General features: G+C 57.7%; 15 protein-coding genes, 2 pseudogenes and 1 riboswitch. Of the genes and pseudogenes, 8 read left to right on the top strand and 9 right to left on the bottom strand.

Annotated elements, in window-relative coordinates; genetic code table 11:
• Positions 1 to 215 precede the first annotated feature (215 nt).
• From AC2FNN_RS12170 to AC2FNN_RS12195, 6 genes are all read left to right on the top strand, one after another.
• On the top strand, positions 216 to 1160 hold the full coding sequence (locus AC2FNN_RS12170) for an ABC transporter substrate-binding protein (protein ID WP_496758842.1): 945 nt from the start codon (positions 216 to 218) through the stop codon (positions 1158 to 1160).
• A 74-nt stretch (positions 1161 to 1234) separates the two neighbouring features.
• A complete protein-coding gene (locus tag AC2FNN_RS12175; RefSeq protein WP_496758843.1) occupies positions 1235 to 2257 on the top strand; it encodes a quaternary amine ABC transporter ATP-binding protein in 1023 nt (340 codons plus the stop codon).
• The gene (locus tag AC2FNN_RS12180) at positions 2254 to 4245 is read left to right on the top strand and encodes an ABC transporter permease (protein ID WP_496758844.1); all 1992 of its coding nucleotides are present in this window, start codon (positions 2254 to 2256) and stop codon (positions 4243 to 4245) included. The genes AC2FNN_RS12175 and AC2FNN_RS12180 overlap by 4 nt, the downstream gene beginning before the upstream one ends.
• A gap of 1 nt (position 4246) precedes the next feature.
• On the top strand, positions 4247 to 5128 hold the full coding sequence (locus tag AC2FNN_RS12185; RefSeq protein ID WP_496758845.1) for a phosphotransferase: 882 nt from the start codon (positions 4247 to 4249) through the stop codon (positions 5126 to 5128).
• 8 nt (positions 5129 to 5136) lie between these two features.
• Positions 5137 to 7581 (top strand): GcvT family protein, encoded by a 2445-nt coding sequence (locus tag AC2FNN_RS12190; RefSeq protein WP_496758846.1) that lies wholly within the window; start codon positions 5137 to 5139, stop codon positions 7579 to 7581.
• A gap of 266 nt (positions 7582 to 7847) precedes the next feature.
• The gene (locus AC2FNN_RS12195; protein WP_496758847.1) at positions 7848 to 8627 is read left to right on the top strand and encodes an inositol monophosphatase family protein; all 780 of its coding nucleotides are present in this window, start codon (positions 7848 to 7850) and stop codon (positions 8625 to 8627) included.
• Positions 8628 to 8650: 23 nt separating this feature from the next.
• Here AC2FNN_RS12195 and AC2FNN_RS12200 read toward each other — a convergent pair whose 3' ends face one another.
• The 9 genes and pseudogenes from AC2FNN_RS12200 to AC2FNN_RS12240 form a co-directional block, all read right to left on the bottom strand.
• A complete protein-coding gene (locus AC2FNN_RS12200; protein WP_496758848.1) occupies positions 8651 to 9661 on the bottom strand; it encodes a FecCD family ABC transporter permease in 1011 nt (336 codons plus the stop codon).
• A 1-nt stretch (position 9662) separates the two neighbouring features.
• Positions 9663 to 10613: an ABC transporter substrate-binding protein gene (locus AC2FNN_RS12205; protein ID WP_496758849.1), complete on the bottom strand. Its 951-nt coding sequence runs from the start codon at positions 10611 to 10613 to the stop codon at positions 9663 to 9665.
• A 16-nt stretch (positions 10614 to 10629) separates the two neighbouring features.
• Entirely contained in the window at positions 10630 to 11403 is a 774-nt protein-coding gene (locus AC2FNN_RS12210; RefSeq protein WP_496758850.1) for an ABC transporter ATP-binding protein, read from the bottom strand.
• On the bottom strand, positions 11400 to 11756 hold the full coding sequence (locus tag AC2FNN_RS12215; protein ID WP_496758851.1) for a DUF1636 family protein: 357 nt from the start codon (positions 11754 to 11756) through the stop codon (positions 11400 to 11402). The genes AC2FNN_RS12210 and AC2FNN_RS12215 overlap by 4 nt, the downstream gene beginning before the upstream one ends.
• Before the next feature lie 98 nt (positions 11757 to 11854).
• Positions 11855 to 12051, bottom strand: a riboswitch (cobalamin riboswitch).
• 99 nt (positions 12052 to 12150) lie between these two features.
• Positions 12151 to 12816 (bottom strand): D-lyxose/D-mannose family sugar isomerase, encoded by a 666-nt coding sequence (locus AC2FNN_RS12220; protein WP_496758852.1) that lies wholly within the window; start codon positions 12814 to 12816, stop codon positions 12151 to 12153.
• Positions 12817 to 12832: 16 nt separating this feature from the next.
• Positions 12833 to 13759, bottom strand: coding sequence for a carbohydrate kinase family protein (locus AC2FNN_RS12225; RefSeq protein ID WP_496758853.1), 927 nt, complete (start codon positions 13757 to 13759; stop codon positions 12833 to 12835).
• Between the two features lie 30 nt (positions 13760 to 13789).
• The gene (locus AC2FNN_RS12230; protein ID WP_496758856.1) at positions 13790 to 14848 is read right to left on the bottom strand and encodes a glucokinase; all 1059 of its coding nucleotides are present in this window, start codon (positions 14846 to 14848) and stop codon (positions 13790 to 13792) included.
• Positions 14822 to 16126, bottom strand: a pseudogene (locus AC2FNN_RS12235) (GH1 family beta-glucosidase); the annotation flags it as partial. The gene AC2FNN_RS12230 and the pseudogene AC2FNN_RS12235, both read right to left, overlap by 27 nt.
• On the bottom strand, positions 16123 to 17160 hold the full coding sequence (locus AC2FNN_RS12240) for a LacI family DNA-binding transcriptional regulator (RefSeq protein ID WP_496758854.1): 1038 nt from the start codon (positions 17158 to 17160) through the stop codon (positions 16123 to 16125). The gene AC2FNN_RS12240 and the pseudogene AC2FNN_RS12235, both read right to left, overlap by 4 nt.
• A 220-nt stretch (positions 17161 to 17380) precedes the next feature.
• Here AC2FNN_RS12240 and AC2FNN_RS12245 point away from each other — a divergent pair, with 220 nt between their 5' ends.
• Entirely contained in the window at positions 17381 to 18739 is a 1359-nt protein-coding gene (locus tag AC2FNN_RS12245; RefSeq protein WP_496758855.1) for an ABC transporter substrate-binding protein, read from the top strand.
• 55 nt (positions 18740 to 18794) lie between these two features.
• Positions 18795 to 18947, top strand: a pseudogene (locus tag AC2FNN_RS12250) (alpha-glucoside ABC transporter permease); the annotation flags it as partial.

Genomic DNA, 18947 nt, shown 5'->3' on the forward strand with positions numbered 1-18947 from the left:
TTCGCGCTCTGATGGCATCGTCATAAGGGACGTTAAGCCATACCACAATACCCACATAAAGCAACGTTCTACAAAAGGTTAGCCGTTGAAACTTGCCTCTGTCAGGAATTTATGTGGCTTTACGTGGTTTTTATTGACACAAAACCCCACGATGTGGTCGTCTATACTCAATACCACCGATTCATCGAAAAAAATCACGACAGGGAGAAGGTGTTATGAATTGTAAAATGGGAATTTCCGCGCTGGCCCTATTGGCCGCCGGAGCCGCAACAACTGCTTTGGCCGTTGAGTCCACGGACCCAATCAAACTGACGCTACACGACTGGTCGGGGCAGTTGATCAACACCAAGATCATGGGTTCGATCCTGGAGGAAGCCGGGTACAACGTTGAATATGTTCAGGCGGATTACATTGCTCAGTTCGCCGGTCTGAAGACGGGTGACCTGCATCTGGCAATGGAAATCTGGGAAACCACCGGACGCGAAGCGCTGGACGAGGCAACCGGCACCGGCAAGGTTGTCAATGTCGGCGAAACCGGCCTGATGGCGATCGAAGAATGGTGGTATCCCAGCTACATGAAGGAACGGTGCCCGGGATTGCCGAATTGGGAGGCGCTGAAAGACTGCGCTGAGGAATTCGCGACGGCGGAAACTGCTCCGAACGGGCGATATGTCGGCGGCCCGGTGACCTGGGGCGGCTTTGATGACGAGCGTGTCGAAGCGCTTGAACTGGATTTCGAAGTCGTCCATGCGGGCACCGACGCGGCCCTGTTTGCAGAACTGGAATCCGCTTATCAAAGACAGGATCCGATTGTTCTGTGGGTCTATGTCCCACATTGGGCGCCGGCGAAATACGAAGGCGAGTTCGTCGAGTTTCCGCCATTTACGCCAGAGTGTTACAGCGACCCTTCGGTTGGTGTGAACCCGAACATGGCCTATGATTGCGGCAAGCCGCGTGGCCCGATCTGGAAAGCCGCCTGGTCTGGCCTGCACGAAAAATGGCCGGGCGCTTATGACATCATCGAAGCCTACAAAATCAACAATGATGAAATGAGCGCCATGGTCGGCAAGGCCGATCTGGACGGCGTGGAAATCGACAGCGTTGTTGCAGAGTGGATGGAGACCAACAAAGACCGCTGGTCTGGCTGGATCTCGAAGTAATCCACTGGCCAGAGCGGGCCTGTCGCTCTCTCGGACCGCTCTGGCCATTTTCACGAATGAACCGGACCCCCCTGATGCCCCCCAAGACCAAACTGTCGTGCCGAAACGTCTGGAAGCTCTATGGCCCCAACGCAGATCGGTTGCTGCGGACAACCCCTGAACCGACGGCTGAAGATATTCGCAAGGCAGGCGTGATCGGCGCAGTGCGCAACGCAAATATCGAGATCTCGGAAGGCGAGATTTTTGTCATCATGGGCCTGTCGGGGTCCGGCAAATCCACTCTGGTTCGGTGCTTGTCCCGGTTGATCGAACCAACCGCCGGTGAAGTTCTGTTCGACGATGCTGACCTTTTGCGCGCCAGCGAAAACGAGCTGATCGAAATCAGGCGTCACAAGATGGGCATGGTGTTCCAGCATTTCGCTTTGCTGCCACATCTGACCGTTTTGCAGAACGTAATGTTCCCGCTGACGATTCAGGCCACACCCAAACCCGAAGCCGACGCCAAGGCCCGCGAGGTGGTGGAACTGGTCGGTTTGAAGGGGCGTGAGGATTATTATCCGCGTGAGCTGTCCGGTGGCCAGCAGCAGCGCGTCGGCATTGCCCGTTCCTTGGTGACCGAGCCTGATCTATGGTTTCTTGATGAGCCGTTCTCGGCCCTCGATCCGCTGATCCGGCGCGAGATGCAGGATGAATTCCTGCGGTTGCAGGAGCGGTTGCACAAGACCATCGTTTTCATCACCCATGACTTCGAAGAGGCAGTTCGCCTGGCCGACCGCATCGCCATCATGAAGGACGGCGAGGTGATCCAGATCGCCACGCCGGAAGAGCTGGTGATGCACCCGGCCACCGGTTATGTGGCTGAATTCACGAAACATATTCCCCGTTCCAAGGTCCTGACCGTCGGCGGTGTCATGACACCCGGCGCTGTGGGCGAGGGCGATCCGATCTCTCAATCCACGCGCATCTCGGACGTGGCGGAACGGATTATCGCGTCAGATGCGCCGATCCCTGTCGTGGATGCAGACGGCCAGCCCGTCGGAGCGATTGACCGCAAGGCCGTTGCGCATGTTCTGTTCGGCGGCGGAGACACGGCATGATCCGCCTGACCCGCAGCCAGATGGCCATTCTGCTGCTTGTTCTGGTCACCATCGTGCTTGGCTATTTCGGTCGTGATTTGAGCAAGGCGCTGGATGCGCGCTGGTTGACCAAGTTCCCTTCGGCCTGGGTGATCCCGTTCAAAACCTACATTTCCTCGGCGATGACATGGCTGATCGAGGATGCCGCCATCGGGCCGGTGTCCTTCACCGATGTCACCCGCGCCATCGCGTGGTTGATCGAGCAGCCCTACAATCTGGTATTGGCCCTGCTGGCCGACGGCTTTGTCAGCGGTCAGGGAAATGACGCGCAGGTCATCCTGCCCGCGGTCAGCTGGATCGTGGTGATCACTGCCGTGATCGCTTTGGGGCAGTATTGCCGCGATTGGGGATTGGCCGCCCTGGTCGGGGCCTGTTTCATCTATCTGGCCGTTTTTGGACAATGGGACAGCGCGATGGTGACGCTGGCCTCGGTCCTGATCGCGGTGCCGATTGGCGCGGGCGGAGGGTTGCTGTTGGGCATTCTCGCCTATCGCCATCCGCTTTTTGAAAAGATCATCTCGCCCATTCTGGACCTGATGCAGACGATCCCGATCTTTGCCTATCTGGTGCCGATCCTGTTCATGTTTGGCTTTGGTCCAATCTCTGCCTTGGTCGCCACGATCATCTATGCGACCCCGCCGATGGTGCGGATCACCACGCTGGCGCTGAAAGGTGTGGATCCTGAGATTCTGGATTTCGGACGCATGGCGGGCACGACCCGGCGGCAGTTGATGTGGCGCGTGCTTGTGCCCTCGGCCAGCCACAGCCTGATGGTGGGTGTCAATCAGGTCATCATGCTGACCCTGAACATGGTCATCATCGCCTCGATGATCGGGGCCGGAGGGCTGGGGTTTGACGTTCTCGCTGCGCTGCGCCGTCTGGACATTGGGGCAGGGTTCGAAGCCGGGATTGCCATCGTGGTACTGGCCATCGCCGTCGACCGTCTGAGCCAGGCTTTTGCCGAGCGCATGGGGCAGGTGCATCATGAACAGCCGGGCTCGTGGATCGCGCGTCATCGACGCACGGTTCTGGTGCTGACCCTGCTGGTGCTGACGTGGGTGCTGGGCCAGTTCTCGCCGTTGCTGCTGGAATATCCCGAAGGTCAGACCATCACGACGGGCGCGTTCTGGGACAACACGGTCAAATACCTGAACGTCAATTATTTCGACACGTTCGAGGCCATCAAGGTCTTCTTCCTGACCTGGTTCATGATCCCGATCAAAACGGTTCTGCTGGGTATTCCGTGGCCGTGGGCCATCGCGATGCTGACCCTGCTGGGCTGGCACGCAGGCAGTTGGCGGCTGGCGTTGCTGTGTGGCGGAATGGCCTCGCTGATACTTGTGTCGGGCCTGTGGTCAAAGGCGATGGTGACAGTGTATCTGTGCGGCGCATCTGTCATTCTGGCGACGCTGGTCGGGGTGCCTCTGGGTGTTCTGGCGGCGCTGAACAAACGCGCTGGAACGGTCATCAATCTTCTGATCGACACGCTGCAAACCCTGCCCAGCTTTGTCTATCTGATTCCCGTCGTCATGCTGTTCCGGGTTGGCGATTTCACCGCCCTGATCGCCATCGTTCTCTATGCGCTGGCCCCGGCGGTCCGTTATGCCGCCCATGGCGTGCGTTCGGTCGGCGAAGAACTGATCGAGGCGGGTCTGGTTTCGGGCTGCACACGTAGGCAGCTGCTGCGCCATATCCGTCTGCCAATGGCGTTGCCTGAAATCCTGCTGGGCGTCAATCAGACGATCATGCTGGCGCTGTCAATGCTGGTGATCACCGCCCTCGTCGGCACCCGCGATCTGGGGCAGGAGGTCTATATCGCCCTGACCAAGGCCGATACCGGCCGCGGTCTGGTGGCCGGCCTGTCGATTGCCTTCATCGCCATCATCGCCGATCGGTTGATCAATGCCAGTGCCCGTCAGGCCCGCATCCGCTTTGGACTGGAGAGTTGATATGAGCCATCCCGACCTGATGACCCGCATCCGCGCTCTGCCGATCTGGAAGGGAGAGATCGAGGCCACTCCGCTGACCGGTGGCATCACCAATATGAACTACAAGGTTACGGATGGCAGCGGGTCTTATGTGGTGCGTGTGGGCGACGACATCCCCCTGCATCAGGTGATGCGGTTCAACGAGCTGGCCGCCAGCAAGGCAGCCAATGCGGCAGGTCTTTCGCCTGCCGTGCTGCATTCCTCGGGCGATCTGACTGTGCTGGAATTCATCGAAAGCCGCACCTTGATGGAAGAAGATGTTCGCCATCCGAACATGCTGCCCCGTGTTCTGGAATTGGTGAAAGCCTGTCATGTCGAAGTGCCGAAACACCTGCGTGGGCCATCGCTGGTATTCTGGGTGTTCCACGTCATCCGGGACTATGCCGCAACGCTGACCGAGAATGGCAGCGCCCATGTAAAGCTGATCCCCGATCTGATCGACGCAGGCACGCACCTGGAACATGAGGCAGGGCCGTATGACATCGTGTTCGGACATAACGACCTGCTCTGCGGCAATTTTCTGGATGATGGCACCCGCTTGTGGCTGATCGATTTCGACTATGCCGGGTTCAACTCGCCGTTGTTTGATCTGGGCGGACTGGCCTCGAATAACGGGCTTTCCCCCGAACAGGAAGACTGGATGCTGGCAACCTATTTCCAGACCCCCGTCACCGACGACCTGCGCCACCGCTATACGGCGATGAAATGCGCCTCGCTGCTGCGGGAAACCATGTGGAGCATGGTGTCCGAGATTACCTCGGATATCGACTTTGATTACGCAGCCTACACAGCTGAAAACCTGGCGCGGTTCCGCGCAGCCCTTACCGATTTCAAAAATACCTGAGGACAGACATGACCGACCTTCCGAAAACAGCCAAAGCCGTCATTATCGGTGGCGGGATCATCGGCTGCTCGACCGCCTATCACCTGGCCAAGCTGGGCTGGACGGATACGGTGCTGCTGGAGCGCAAGAAACTGACCTCGGGCACCACCTTCCACGCCGCGGGTCTGGTGGGTCAGTTGCGTTCGAACGCCAATATCACGCAATTGCTGGGTTATTCCGTCGATCTGTACAACAAGATCGAAGAGGAAACAGGGCTTGGCACTGGCTGGAAGATGAACGGCGGCTTGCGTCTGGCCTGCAACGAGGAACGCTGGACCGAGGTGAAACGCCAGGCCACAACGGCGCATTCCTTCGGTCTGGACATGCAGCTTCTGACCCCATCCGAGGCGCAGGAGCTTTGGCCCTTGATGGATGTCTCTGACGTGATCGGCGCGGCTTACCTGCCGACAGACGGTCAGGCCAATCCATCAGATATCACGCAGGCATTGGCCAAGGGCGCCCGCATGGCCGGGGCGAAGATATTCGAAGATACCAAAGTCACCGATATCGAGATCGAAGATGGCAAAATTCGCGCGGTAATCACCGAACAAGGTCGGATCGAGTGTGAAAAGGTGATCTGCTGCGCCGGGCAATGGTCCCGTACCTTTGCCAGCCGCTTTGGCGTCAACGTTCCTCTGGTTCCGATGGAGCACCAGTACATGGTGACAGAACCTTTCGACGTGCCCGGTAACCTGCCGACCCTGCGCGACCCCGACCGGCTGACCTATTACAAGGAAGAAGTAGGCGGGCTGGTCATGGGCGGCTACGAGCCGAACCCGATCCCCTGGGCGACCAAGGGTATTCCGCAAGGTTTCCACTATACCCTTCTCGACAGCAACTTCGATCATTTCGAACAGCTTATGGAGCTTGCGTTGGGTCGTGTACCCGCGTTGGAAAACGCAGGGGTGAAAACCCTGACCAACGGGCCAGAAAGTTTCACGCCCGATGGCAATTTCATCATCGGCGAAGCGCCCGAGTTGAGGAACTTCTTCGTCGGCGCAGGCTTTAATGCCTTTGGCATCGCGGCTGGCGGTGGCGCGGGCATGGCGCTGGCGGAATGGGTGCACAAGGGTGAGCCGCCCTTCGATTTGTGGTCTGCCGATATCCGCCGCTTTGGCCGCCCGCATTTCGACACCGACTGGGTTCGCACCCGTACTGTCGAGGCATATGGCAAGCACTACACAATGGGTTGGCCGCATGAGGAACATGACTCGGGCCGCCCCTGCCGAAAATCGCCGCTTTATGACACGCTGAAAAAGCAGGGAGCGTGTTTTGGCGAGAAACTGGGCTGGGAACGCCCCAACTGGTACGCGGACGTGTCAAAGGGCGAGGTGCCCAAGGATGAATACAGCTTTGGCCGCCAGAACTGGTTCGATGCCGTAGGGCGCGAACATAAAGCGGCACGTGAAGCGGCTGTGGTGTTCGATCAGACATCTTTCGCCAAATTCGCTCTCAAGGGCCCCGATGCTTTGGCAGCGATGAACTGGATCTGCGCCAATGATGTGGACAAGCCGGTTGGCGCGCTTGTCTATACCCAAATGCTGAACGACAAGGGCGGGATCGAGTGTGATCTGACCGTTGGGCGCGTGGCTCATGATGAATTCTATATCGTCACCGGCACCGGCTATGCCACTCATGACTTCGACTGGATCAACCGCAGCATTCCCGAGGGCATGAATTGCCAGCTGTTCGATATCACCTCATCGAATGCGGTTCTGTCATTGATGGGACCAAAAGCGCGTGAGATTCTGGCGGCGGTGACGCGCGATGACGTCTCGAACAGCGGGTTCAGGTTTGGCACGATCCGCACCATCGGCATTGCGGGGTGCCCGGTCAAGGCGCTGCGCGTGACTTATGTGGGTGAACTGGGCTGGGAACTGCACCTGCCGGTAGAATATGCACAGACCGTGTATGACGCCTTGATGGAGGCAGGGCGCCCGCATGGTTTGATCAATGCGGGCTACAGGGCGATTGAATCGCTGCGTCTTGAAAAAGGCTATCGCGCCTGGGGCTCGGATATCGGGCCGGATCACACGCCGTTCGAAAGCGGCTTGGGCTGGGCCGTGAAACTCCGGAAAAATATTGATTTCAAAGGACGCGCCGCATCTGAGGCGCAAAAAACCGGCGGTGTAAAGAAGATGCTGGCATGTTTCACGGTTGACGCCGACGTCGTTCTTCTGGGGCGTGAAACGATCTATCGGAATGGCGAAAGGGTCGGATGGCTGACCTCGGGCGGCTATGGTTACACCGTCGGAAAGTCGATCGGCTACGGTTACATCCGAAACGCCACGGGTGTCGACGCGAAATACGTCACGTCAGGGACATATGAATTGGATGTCGCCACTCAGAGGGTTCCGTGCGAAGTGACGCTGCAACCGCTTTACGACCCTCAGATGAGCCGGGTGAAAACCTGACCCGAGGGTGCAAGAGCTGATCAACCGACACACGCACAGCGATCGGAATACATGGGGAAAGCATGCAAACAGGGCAAATCCGCCCCGAGTGTCCGAATGTTCGTCGAATCTGACGAATTTCGATCCATAAGCCATTGATAAAGTTTCAGTATTGTCACACCTCATGCCCATCTGAATACTGAACTGCATGACTTCTCATTCAGCTTTCAGGGCCAACAACCTTTCATCCGTCGGAGACTGGATGACTTCAGCCGAAAGGACCGGAAATGGTAACCCCAGATGCGTTGACTGAGCACGCGATGAAGATTGCTGATATTGCCTCGGAGTCCGCGATGCGGTTTTTTCGGGGATCATTGGGCATTGAATTCAAACAGGATGAAAGCCCGGTGACGCAGGCCGACAAGGCAGTTGAGGCAGAAGTACGCACCTACCTGAACCAGCATTTTCCCGGGCACGGCATTTTTGGCGAAGAGCACGGGCAAGAAGCAGGCGACGGGCGTCATATGTGGGTGATTGACCCGATTGACGGAACCCGTTCGTTTTTGTCCGGCCATCCTTTGTTCGGGTTCCTTTTGGCGCACCTTGTGGATGGGCGCCCTCGGTTGGGGCTGGTCGGAATGCCGGCCTTGCATGAGTCCTATTTGGGTGTGATTGGTGACGGCGCCAGCCTGAACGGGCGACCGATAAAGGTGTCGCGCACCACGCGTCTGGATCAATCGGTTTTGTATGTGAATGAAGGCGATAAGATTTATCGCGATCATCCTGACCTGTTCAGCCGGCTGATGAATGCAGGGCAGACGCGCCGATTTGCCTATGATTGTTATCCCCATGCCTTGCTTGCTTCGGGGCATGTCGATGCTGTGGTGGATTACGATCTGCAACCTTATGACTATCTGGCGCTCTCACCTCTGGTCACGGCTGCTGGCGGAGTGATGACCGATTGGCAGGGGCATGCGTTGACCCTCGATTCAGATGGCGCGGTCGTTTCCGCCGCAACCCCTGAACTGCATGCTGAACTGCTTGACCTCATCAATGCTGAGAAATGACAGTGTTGCCCAACCTTCGGAAACTAATTCCCGCGATCAGATTTGAACAAATACAAAAAGACAAAAAGTGATCCTATTGACGTTGTGACGATTCCGACGGGCAATTCCTGCGGAGCCAGAAGTAGGCGTGACAGGATATCGGACAGTGTCAGTAGTATCGCACCCACGATCGCCGAGACGATCAGCAGGTTTCGGTGCAGAGTTCCGGCGATACCGCGTGCAATATGAGGCACCATCAGCCCGACAAAGCCGATGACACCAGCAACGGAAACGAAGCTGGCCGTCGCCAACGCGGCAACGAAGAACATGCTGAAGCGCAGACCTTGAACGGGAATACCCAGTGACGAGGCTGTGAAATCCCCGGTCAGCAGCGCGTCAAGCCACCGGCTGCGGTAAAGTGAATAGCTCAGGATCAGGCCCAATCCGATCAGGACAAGGGGGAACGTTTCCCATCTTGCCAGTCCCAGACCGCCAAGCATCCAGAATATCACCGAATGAGCAGCGCGATTGTCGCCAGAGAAAATCAGGTAGTTGGTGATCGCGGAAAACAGAAAGGACACCGCCAGGCCAGCCAGGATCAGTTTTTCGGGTGCGCTCGTGCGCAAGCCCTGAACCAGCGCCAGAACTATGCCGGAGGCGATCAGACCACCGCAAAACGCCGCCAAAGGCAACGTCCAGATTCCCAGGACATCCCCTGTGACGGTGATCACCAGAACGGCGCCGGCAGCAGCACCCGAGGACAGACCGAACAGAAACGGATCGGCCAGATCGTTTCGCGTCGTTGTTTGCAGAACGACACCAACGACGCCCAGTCCCGCACCAATCACGGCGGCAAACAGGGCGCGGGGCAGGCGAAGGTCGAAGACGATCCGGTGCAAGGGCGACATGTCTCCTTCCATCAGACCGGTTCCGAGACCGATGGCCGTAAAAACTTCGCGCACGGGGATTGGGGTGGTCCCATAGACGATCGACAACAGCAAAAGGGCGGTCAGAACAACCGCCCCCAGCACTATCAAACGGCCCAATTGGACCATATCAGTTGGTCTCCGGATGCATCGCCTTCGCCATCTTCTCGATCGCCTCGATATTTGCCGGACCGGGCGTCAGTTCTTCGTAACGCAGGCCAATCCACCGCTCGTTCTTTACCGCGTCCGTTTGTGACATCACCGGGTGATCCTTGAGGAACTGGAAAGTGTCCTCTGCGCCGTTGCCGGACTGATAATCGAGCAACACCAGAAACTCCGGGTTAGCCGCTGCCACAGCTTCCCATGACGTGCGGCCCCAGCTGGTATCCAGATCATGCGTCACGTTCTCACCACCCGCGGCTGCGATCATTGCATCGGGAATGGCGAACTTGCCGGCGGTAAACGGAGCATCGGCCGGTCCGTCCAACAGGAATACGCGGGGCTTTTCCAGATCGGCTGTTTTTGCTTGAATGGCGGACAACTTGTCCTTCCAGCCGGCAACCAGCGCCTCGGCCTTGTCTTCGACTTGCATGACCCTGCCCAGGCGCAGAACGTCATCAAACAACAGGTTCATACTGGCCTCGGGGCGATCCTTGTCCAGATGCACGCAGCTTTCGGTCAGGATCATGGTTTTGATATCAAAGGGTTCCAGCGTGTCGGGCGTGACATCTCCGCCGGGTTTCATGCCATAGTACCAACCGGCAAAAAACAGATCGGGCTCGACGGCCACAAGGTTTTCAATCGTCGGGTATTTGGGGGCAAGCTCTGGGATGTCGCCGCGCTGAGCATCAAAGTCAGGGCTGGTTTTATACCAGCCCGTAATCCCGGTAAGACCCACGATCTTGTCCTGAAGGCCGAGCGCAAAGGCCATATCCGCCATGTTCATATCATGCACGACCAGACGTTCCGGTGCCGAGTCAAAAACCAGCGGTTCGCCGCAATTGTCCACGGTGACGGCTTCCGCTGCCGCGCCACCTGTCAAGCCAGCGAAAACAACCACCGGCCAGAGTTTCTGCATCATATGTAAGCTCCTGTTATTATGACAGTTTCCGTTTTCGGATGTCCAGTGCGGGGATCATGCGGCCTTCGTGCTGAAAGCACAGATAATCCACGCCGAATGTCTCACGTACCCGGTCTGGGGTCAGAACTTCGCCAACAGGCCCGAACCCCGTCAGACGCGTGGCTTTCATCAACGCCACATGGGTGGCGAATTCCGGGATCATGACCAAATCATGGACGATCATGACGACCGTTACCCCCAGATCAGCGACCAGAGACAGCATGTGCCCCTTGGCATCGGGGTCCAGATGGTTGGTTGGCTCGTCCAGAAACAGCAAGGACGGGTTCTGGGCCAGCGCGCGCGCGATATGTGCGCGCTGACGTTCTCCGCCGGACAGTTGACCCATCGTTTTGTTGGCAAAATGCGACAGTTCGGTCGTCGTCAGCACCCGTTCAAGATCAGCTTTGTGCTGAGCCACCGAACGTTCGCCCTGAATCGGGATTTGCCCCAGAGCAACGTAGTCTTGCAGGCGCATCCGCCCGTCGGGCATTTCCTGCTGCCCGACCACAGCAATGGAGCGGGCGCGTTGGCGAGCGGACAGGGTCCGAAGGCTTTGTCCTTCTATCCAAACATCGCCCAACGCAATCCGTTCAATCCCGCACAGCAGTTTCAGCAGAGTGGTCTTGCCGGCGCCGTTCGGCCCGGCGATTGCCAGAATTGATCCTTCTTCCAGACGAAAGGACACGTCCTGCAACAGGATGTCGCCATTGAGCGCGTAATATTCCAAATTCTCTGCAATCAGAAAACTCATGATGACCCCCCGGATGGCAACGCGGGAATTCGCGATAAGGTCTTTGCGAAAAGGGCAGGGGGGCGGTCCGAGGCGCTGGTCCAGTCATCGTCACTGTCGCCGAACTGGATCGCGAATTCGACCAGGGCAGACAGGTCGCGGGATGTCGTGATATCGCCAAACAGGTATTGCGCTTTGCCCGGGGCCTGAAATCCGACGGTCATGGCCCGTTCACAACCTGCCATGCAGGCCACCATTCGGGTTTCAAAACCATCAGGCAACCGGGCATCCAGCGCGTCTTGCGCGGCTTCGGCAGACATCGTCCCCTGACATGTTGAACAGATCAGAACGTAGTGATCAGAATAGCAGGTCATTGCCGTCTCCGTCGTTTGCCAGATGCAGACAGAGGGCACATACCCGGATATTACGCAAACGCGCCATCAAGCCTCCTTCCGAGACGCCCCGCCTCAGGTTGGTTCATAGTGCGATGGCAGGTCTCCTGACTTGCGGGTCGTTGCTTGGCCGACCTTCCCAACCCTTACGGGTCAGTGGTGAAGTGGCGTCGCTCACCGCTTACAGTTGCGGGGGCAGTCACGGACTTGGCACATTCCAGCGCCGCACCGTGTTCCCATTTTCATCCCTTACGGAACCATCCTGCTCAGCTAGTCCGGCTATGCCAGGCTTGTCAAGCGGCAGGCGAAAGGATGGCGGACGGAATTGCAACGGTTGAGCCAGCGACCCTGCTGCGCCAGCCCGGACCGAACGGTGTCAATAGTCTGATACAAGAAGAAAATCCGGCTCGGTATCTTCCTCGACCTTTGAAAACCGTGGGATTGGCCTTTCAAACACATTGTCCGTACGGTCGTCATTCACGGTCGATACCTCGCCAATAAGGCAATCGCCGTGCTCGGCCCAGAAAGCGTGCCAGATGCCGGGCATCAGAGTTACGCTTTGCCCCGGCTTAAGCCGCAAGTGCTCTCCGGGTTGCAAGGTTACAGGGCAGGCATCGCTTGGGATGGTCACCGGGTTGTCGCGGTCGACGCCACCGTTTGGATCCGACGCATGGATTTCCAGAACGAGATCGCCGCCGCCCCGGTTGATGATGTCTTCTGCCTTGATGATATGCCGGTGCATCGGAGAAAGCTGATTTTCTTTCGAGATCAACAGTTTTTCCGCATAGAGCATCCCGCGCCCGGATTTCAGATCCTTCGCCTCACCATTGCGCAGAGTGAACAGAAACAGTCCAAGTTCATCGAAACGGCCCTGGGCGTAATCGGTAATGTCCCATCCCAGCCCGCGGCTGCGGATCGTTTCGGCCAGTGGGCTGCGCATTTTCTCGGGCGACCAATCCGCAAAGGGTGGCAACACGGTACCGAAGGACTGAATGAACGCCTGTGCCCGGGTCTTGATACGGTTGATTTCGGATCGTTTCATCATGCCATCCCGCAGATCAAAGTTCGTACGCCCAGGGGGGTTCCGCCCCAGCTCGGGAAACGGTCACAGCCGCCACTTCAGCGCCCAGTTCCATGGCTGCTTGCAGGCTTTCAACCGTCAATCCGCGCAGACCTGACTTGGTCAGATGCCCTGCGCGGCTGAGCTCGGTCAGGACACCGGCGTTGAACGTGTCACCTGCGCCGATCGTATCGACCACTTCAACGGGCTTCACAGGAACCGAGACTTCGGAACCATCCGCCAGGTAACCGTGCGCCCCGTCGCTGCCACGCGTGACGATGACAATGGAAGGACCCGCCTGCAACAGCACGGACGCTTTCGCGGCTTCGGATTCAGCACCCGGAATGATCCAGTCCAGGTCCTCGTCTGAAACCTTGACGATATCCGCACGCGAGATCATGCGGTTCAAACGCGTTCGAAACCGGGTTTGATCCTTGATGAAATCCGGGCGGATATTCGGGTCCAGCATCACCGCCCGGTCGGAACCGTGGCGGTCCAGAAGGGCGGCATATGCATCTGCGCAAGGTTCACACGCAAGGCTGATTCCGCCGAGATACAGGGCCGAGACAGCAGGAAGCTGATCGGGCATGTCTTCGGGCAGCAACATCCGGCCCGCGGTGTTTTCATCAACAAAGCTGTAAGTCGCGTGCCCATCCGAAAGCTGCACAAAGGCAAGCGTGGTGGGACGGTCCGAGATGATCACATGTGTTGTGTCCACATGGCTCGCTTTCAGCGCATCGATCAGTTGCTGTCCGAACATGTCCGATGACAAACCTGTCAGCATCCCTACTGGAACATCCAGACGTCCCATCGCGACGGCTGTGTTCAGAACTGCACCACCAGTATGTGGCACAAAACCTAATGCGCCCGACGCGGTCGGTTCCGAGATCATATCTATCAGCGCTTCACCACAGCACAGGATCATATCTTGGTCCTTTTAGGTAAGAGATTTCGGTTAGTCTTGTTGCTGTCTCAGCGCGTTCTTGCAAAAGTTGTTTGCGCCGATGATCCCGAACTCTGCCTGTTCAGACACGTAAAGGTTCAGGGAACGGCGCAAGTCGCTGAAGCGGCCGCCGCCGTTGAACGCATCCTTGAAACTGTCACTGAATAGCCAGCGGTTTTTCTCGGCAACGCCGCCGACGAGGAAAACGCCTCCCTCCGGCATCAAGGTGACCGCCAGATCACCCATCAAGGCACCCAGATGGGTGGTAAAAATCTGCGCCGCTTTTTCGGCAATGAGATCGGTGCCGTTGCGGGCATCGTTCAGAATGTCCTTTGCAAAGCGCGCCTGAGTCTGCGCCTGACCGGCTGCCAATTCAACCGCCTGATACAGGATCGGCAGGCCGGTTCCGCTCAGGAACATTTCTGCTTCCAGCGCCAGGCTGTCCCCAAAGAAACAGCCCGGTGCGATCCGGCGCGCCGCTTCAAAGATATCAACTTCGTCGCGATGGCGCGGATACAGACCCACGTGCCCGCCTTCGCCGGAAACTGTGTGATACCTGCCTTCGGAATAAAGCAAGGCACCAACGCCCAGCCCGGTTCCGGGCCCTACAACCAACCGTGTGCCTGCGGGCGGCGTTGCCTGACCCTGCAAGACCGCAACATCCGACCGGGTCACCTCGGCCACCGACCACGCCGCAGCGGTGAAATCATTTATGACAAAGGTGCGCTCTGCTCCTGTTGCTTTCGCCAACTCTGTTTCCGAAAGATCCAGGTTCGCGTTGGTCAGCTGAATCGTTCCGTCCCTGACAGGTCCGGCTCCGGCTGCTACGACGGCCTGTGGGTTGGTTCCGATCTCGTCCCTGAGGTTATGGAGCGCCTCCAGCAGGTCTTCCAATGTCCCTGTCGGGTGTTTTCGAAGATCTGCCAATTCTCCGTTCGTGACGACACCCAGACGTGTGTTCGTACCGCCAATATCCGCGACCAGGTTCCAATGCCCGTGCACGGCACCGAATGGTTGCGCTAACGGCTGAGAGACGCTCTGACCCCCGGACAGGGCGGATTTCAGCGCCATGAAAGACGCTTTGGGCGTTCTTGCAAGTGTTTCGAAATCCACGTCCACCAGTCCAAACCTCTTTTCGTACCCGAAGGCCCATTCATAATTGTCCAGCAGCGACCAGACAAAATAGCCATTCACCGGAACACCTTGTGCCAAAGAATCCAGCACGGCCGCAAGGTGCCTGTCTAGATAATCGATACGATCATCGTCCTGCACGCGCTCCTCACTCGCCATACCGTTTTCGGTGATATAGATTGGCAGCGCGCCCGTATAGTCTTTCCTTGTTCTGACAAGAAAGCGGGTGAGGGCAGAGGGCTCGATTTCCCATCCCATCTGCGTTTTGGGTAATGGCCCGGGAACCTCTTGCAGGCAGGGCCACGCGGTGTCCGCCGGGGCAATCAATTTTCGGGTGTAGTAGTTCAACCCGCACCAATCGACCTGTGTGCCGATGGTTTCAAAGTCGTTCTGCCAGCCCTTGGGCAAGTGCGGCTCCAACCCCTCCAGGGCTGTTTGGGGATATTCCTTGTTGAAAACCCCGCCCAGGAAGAACCGGTTGTAGATCGCATCATAGCGATCTGCCGCAAGCCGGGCTTCCGCGCTGTCATCCGCTGGCTCGGACCATTCGAGGTTGAACACGGCACCCAGATTGCCCATGCCCAGACTGCGCATGGCCTGAATGGCTCGCCCGTGGGCCAGCAAAACGTGATGCATCGCCCGGGCCGCAGCGCGGATATCGCGCAGACCGGGCGCATGGTGGCCTTCAAAATGGCTCAGCCAACTGACACACCAGGGTTCGTTGATCGGCGCGGCACTGAACATCCGGTCGCCGATCCGACCCATGATGACCTGCGTATAATCCACGAACCAATCCGCGATATCGCGATTGCACCATCCCCCCTGATCCGCAAGCGCTGACGGCAGTTCCCAATGATAAAGCGTCACACAGGGGCGGATACCGCGTTCCAGCAGAGCGTCCGCCAATCGGTCATAATAATCCAGCCCTGCCTGATTGACCTGACCACGCCCTTCCGGCAGTACACGTGCCCAGCTGGTCGAAAAACGATAACAGTCGAACCCGGCTTCGCGCACCAGGTCGAAATCCTGCTCGAACCGGTTCAGGTGATCACAGGCGACGTCGCCGTTTTCCCCGCGCACCACGTTGCCCGGCGACGCCGCAAAGGTATCCCAATGAGTCCGCCCCGCCCCGCCCTGTGCGTGGCCTTCAATCTGGTACGCAGAGGTGGCAACACCAAAGAGAAAATCTTTGGGAAAATCAGCGCGTGCATGTTTCATGGTTGCACCCTGTTGGGCGCAGGGCCGGTTGACCTGCCCACGACCAACTCGGCCTCCAGCAGCCTCGTTTTGACGGGATCATTCGGGGATTTGATGCGCTGGATCAACATGTCAGCCGCCATTTCACCCGCCTGACGGACGGATGAGCGCGTTGCCGTGAAAATCGGAACATCCTGCCCGTTCTTCAAATAGGACAGGTCGTCGTCATGGGCGATCACTGACACATCCGTACCCATCTCAAGCCCGTTTTCGGATAGCGCACGCCGTACACCGATGGCAGAGATCATTGATGAACACAAAATAGCGGTCGGCGGGGTCTCCAGGCGCAACATGTTTTGCGTTTCGTGATGGCCGTAAACCTCTGTCATTTCAGCGCTGCGCATCAGATCGGCATCGGGCGCAAGCCCGGCCTGCCCAAGCGCCTCGAGATACCCGTCGCGGCGGCGTTGGGCAAAATCCATATCTTCCAGACCATTGATCAGAGCGATACGGCGATGGCCAAGGTCAATCAGAAAGCGCGTGGCGCGCATGAACGAACTTTTGTTGTTCACGTCGATCCAGTCATACTGAGCGTCGACGCCGGTCGAGCGTCCGTGCACGATGAATGGGACGCCCATGCGGGTCAGAACTTCGATCCGTGGTTCGTTCACTTTGGGGCCTTGCAGCACGACTCCGTCCACCGCGCCGCGCTGAAAGAGACTCCGATACGCCTCTTCAATCGAAGTGTCGTCGGCGTTGGTGAACATCATGTCGTAGCCATGTTCAGCGTATTTCTTTGCGGCACCGGCGACGAAATCCCCGAAGATCGGGTTGACCATTTCGTGTCGGGACGAGCTGGGAATGACATGGCCGATCACCATCGATCGTCCGGTCGCAAGTCCTTTGGCGCGACTGTTCGGCCGGTACCCGTGTTTGCGCGCCGCGGCCTGAACGCGTGCACGTGTGTCCTCGCTCACTTCGGGGTACCCGTTCAGCGCCCGGCTGACCGTAGTTTGCGAAAGGCCCAGAACTTCCGAGAGCTGCTTCAGGTTCATTTTGCGATTCAAAGCGCCTTCAATTTAGTGGCTCTTTTTTGTTTTGTGGGCAAATGCGGTCTCCGTCAACTTGTTTTGCGTTGAAAGCAGAAAATATAATTAATTTTGGCACTGGGAAGCAAAATATTGACAGGGCGCCCATTTTAGCGGATAACACACGGTATCCAAAGCGCTTTGAAAGTGAGTCTTTGAATACATGAAAGCTTGGGAGGAGGATTTAATGAAACACGGGCTTTACGCAGGTGCGGCGGCATTCGCCCTGATGGCCGGATCAGTTCAGGCAGAGGGTAAGATGATCCACGCTATCGGCGAGGGCAGTTTTGACTGGGATGGGTTTCAGGCCTTTGCCGACGCAAATGATCTGTCCGGCGAAAGCCTGACCATTTTCGGCCCCTGGCTGGCTGGCGAGGGCAAGTCCTTCGAAAACCTCGTGGCCTATTTTGACGAAGCGACAGGCGCGAGCTCCAGCTATGTGGGTTCGGATTCTCTGGAACAGCAGATCCTGATTGACGCGGCCGCAGGCTCGGCGCCGAATCTGACTGTGTTCCCGCAGCCCGGTCTGGCTGCAAACCTTGCAAAACAGGGCTATCTGACGCCATTGGCCGAAGGCACCGCGGACTGGATCAGGGAAAACTTCGCCGCCGGTCAATCCTGGGTCGATCTGGGTACGTTTGAGAACGCGCAAGGGTCTGACGATTTTTACGGGTTCTTCTTCAATGTGAACGTCAAGTCGCTGGTTTGGTATGTGCCTGAAAACTTCGAAGATTTTGGGTATGAAGTGCCCGAAACCATGGAGGAGTTCAAAGCTCTGATGGATCAGATGGTCGAGGACGGCGAGACGCCTTTGTGCGTCGGTCTGGCCTCTGGCGGCGCAACGGGTTGGCCCGCGACGGACTGGGTCGAGGATCTTATGCTGCGCACGCAACCACCTGAAGTCTATGACCAATGGGTGTCGAACGAGATGAAATTCGATGATCCCCGCGTCGTAGCCGCGATTGAGGAATATGGCATCTTTACCCGCAATGACGACTATGTTGTAGGCGACGCAGACGACACGGCGGCAATTGATTTCCGTGACAGCCCCAAAGGTCTTTTCGACAGTCCGCCGGCCTGCATGATGCATCGTCAGGCTTCGTTTATCCCCGCCTATTTTCCGGAAGGCACGGAATTGGGGGTGGATGCTGATTTCTTTTACTTCCCGGCTTACGCCGAAAAAGATCTGGGGACACCGGTGCTTGGGGCAGGGACATTGTTCACAATCACCAATCCAACTCCCGCGGCCGAAACTTTTATGGAGTTTCTGAAGACACCTTTCGCCCATGAGATCATGATGTCGCAGGATGGTTTCCTGACGCCCCATCTGGGTGCAGACCCCGGGAACTATTCGAATGATTCACAGCGCGGACAAGGCGAAATTCTGACCAACGCAACGACCTTCCGCTTTGACGGGTCTGACCTGATGCCGGGTGCGGTCGGGGCAGGTACCTTTTGGACCGGGATGGTGGATTATTCGTCGGGTGCAAAAGACGCAGCCACCGTGGCACGTGAAATCCAGGCGTCCTGGGACGCAATCAAGTGACCAACTCATGGGGCGGTCCTAGGGCCGCCCCACTTGCCAAACGGATGGGCGCACCATGACACCCGCACTTCAAGGCCTGCTGACGATCGCCATCGGCGTGTCGGGTTGCGTGGGCTATTTCTATCTTTCCAACCAGTTTCTGGACAAAGTCCTGTTTCCGCCGCGCGGGCCGAATGCGGGCCGAAACATCAACCGCGCGAACTTGATC

The organism is Ruegeria sp. BHSA118 (assembly GCF_059613405.1).